General features: G+C 57.5%; 4 protein-coding genes. All 4 read right to left on the reverse strand.

Going from position 1 to position 2,117, the window contains the following annotated elements; genetic code table 11:
* Positions 1–205: PRC-barrel domain-containing protein (locus EOA86_RS32095; RefSeq protein ID WP_164892203.1), on the reverse strand; the 205-nt coding region annotated here is incomplete at its 3' end.
* Positions 206–364: 159 nt separating this feature from the next.
* Positions 365–754: a hypothetical protein gene (locus EOA86_RS32100; protein ID WP_245497444.1), complete on the reverse strand. Its 390-nt coding sequence runs from the start codon at positions 752–754 to the stop codon at positions 365–367.
* 488 nt (positions 755–1,242) lie between these two features.
* The gene (locus EOA86_RS32105; RefSeq protein WP_127210897.1) at positions 1,243–1,419 is read right to left on the reverse strand and encodes a CsbD family protein; all 177 of its coding nucleotides are present in this window, start codon (positions 1,417–1,419) and stop codon (positions 1,243–1,245) included.
* A 440-nt stretch (positions 1,420–1,859) separates the two neighbouring features.
* The coding region (locus EOA86_RS39700; RefSeq protein WP_206630197.1) for a hypothetical protein at positions 1,860–2,117 on the reverse strand (258 nt) is incomplete at its 5' end.

A 2,117-nucleotide genomic window follows, 5' to 3' on the forward strand; every position in this document is an offset into this window, starting at 1 on the left:
GTAGCGGATAGTAGTCGTCGCCAATTCCAAGAAAACCACCAAAGCTGAGAACGGCATAGGATACCCTGCCGCCCCTCTTCTCGAGGATCAGCCTTTCGACCTGCCCGATGTGATTTCCCTGGATGTCATAGACGTTGGTGCCGACGACCATGTCGCTGGCGATAAGATCGTGGGTCTCGCGAATGTCGGGGTCCTGGTTTGTCATGATTTGCTCCTTCCCGTCGGTATGGAGCAAAAACGGGTCCGTGCCCTCGAAGTTCCAAGGATTGGGCGGACCAGCCGTTAGCAATCTTCTGGCTTGAGCGAGCGAACCAGCCGGGTGACGACCGGATCGTAGGCAACTTTTGCTCCATGCTGTAGTCCATCAGGAACATGGCGGCGCGATCGCCGCAACCGTTATGCCTCTGACATATCGGATCTGGTCGTCTTTGATCCCCGAGTAACTTGCCCAATCACGCGTCAGCCGCCGATAGATGAATTCCCAGCCTTCTTTTTCGTCCTGACTGATCTGTTTCTTGACCTGAGGCAGGAAGTCCCTTTCGGCGACGTCGGCGCCCCAGACGGCGAGGAGGGCTCCGTCGGGGGATTGGAAGGCCGCGCCATCGCCGTCCTTTGAACGATGCAACAGTTCGAACTCGGGCGGCACCTCGAAAACAAACCCAAACCTTTCGATGCCGAACTGCTGCCATTCCTGCGCCCCCGCCTGAGCGAAGGAGAGCCTTAGCGCCGAGAAAACCAGCAGGGTTCGGCCCATGGCCCGGTTCTCTTGTTTACCTTACACTAATGTAAACTGCGACAATGTAGGGATGTTCCGTTTTCAAGAATCGCCTCTTCAGTAGCCGCACAGGAGACGATTTTCACTGTCGCCGGAGGTTGGTAGAGTTGCACGTCGCGACCGGAAGAGGTCGCGAAATTCGATGCCGCCAGGAGAAGTTCTAAACGGCAGTTTCAGACAGATCGGTTGTGCAGAATCGGCCGTTGACGTCCCAACCGGCAGAGTTGTTTAGCGCTCTAAGGCCGACCTTAATGCATATCCACGGCTTGGTGCGGGAAACCGGCATCGCCGCCGAACAAGGTCGCGAGTTCCGTGAACTTGGCAAGCGGCAAATGACCGACAAGCCTGAAAGTCACTGATGCGGGTGAGAACAGGCTGTGTAGGTGCTGCGGTCGGTGACCGTCAACGATCCGAATGTAAGGGTCTAGGCAGCAGGGCCGCGATACGGTTGCGGCCCTGACGTCTGATCAACCCTTGAGACGATCCTTGATCTTGTCCTCGGTCTTCCCAAGGCCCTTCTTGGTGCTTTCGTCAAGCTTGCCGGCAGTTCCGCCGGCACTCATTTTCTTGTCACCAGCCGGTTTGCCAGGCTTTGCCTTAACTTCGCCGCTTCTCGCAGAGCGCTTCACTTCATCCTTGTTCATGGTTTCTCTCCCATAGCTGGGAAACCAACATGCGCTCTCACTGAAAGTTCCAGTAGCCAAGGAAAATAAGCATGGCCGGCTCCGAAATGAAATCGATCGCACATCTCACGCGTGAACGAAGGAAAATGGGTCCGTCGATGAACGCGACGGAATGCCAAGATGGCCGGATAGTCGAAGATGCGATCAATTGGGAGCAACTCCGCCATGCCGCCAAGCTCAGGCCCCGGTCCAGGTGGGCAAGATGGACGCGGTGATGTCCAACCCGGGTTCCGCAGCGTGGGATCGACCCGCGTAATCGGCATTTGAATTCCACAGCCGGCTCAGCGATCAGACGCCTTCCCATCGGCTCGCTGCGCAATCGGCTGCATCTTTGCCCCGCAGGCATCCCTCACGCCTGACGGCGTAGTCGAGCGGTTGGATCGGGCATCATGCCGGAATGGCTAACGCTGACCAACGAAACGGCTCGCCCGATCGCCAAATACTGTGAAGGACATGCAGGCAGGCCGCGAAGATTGACCCAAATTTGATTTGCCAGGGAATCGGGCCCCTCCTACGCCCGGCACGTCAGGCGAAGGCGGCCACCCCATCGTTACAACAGCCACAGCCATCACGACGGTGGTCAGCCATCCAAGCCATTTGAGCACCCCGGTGACGACGAACTGCCCGAGCACATCCCGGCGTGTGGCGAAATACATCAT

The sequence above is a fragment of the Mesorhizobium sp. M5C.F.Ca.IN.020.32.2.1 genome (assembly GCF_004023105.1).
Lineage (GTDB): Bacteria > Pseudomonadota > Alphaproteobacteria > Rhizobiales > Rhizobiaceae > Mesorhizobium > Mesorhizobium wenxiniae.

Excerpts from the sequence above, each read along its gene's own strand:
- EOA86_RS32100 (WP_245497444.1), bottom strand. The coding sequence starts at position 754 with ATGGGCCGAACCCTGCTGGTTTTCTCGGCGCTAAGGCTCTCCTTCGCT.
- EOA86_RS32105 (WP_127210897.1), bottom strand. The coding sequence starts at position 1,419 with ATGAACAAGGATGAAGTGAAGCGCTCTGCGAGAAGCGGCGAAGTTAAG.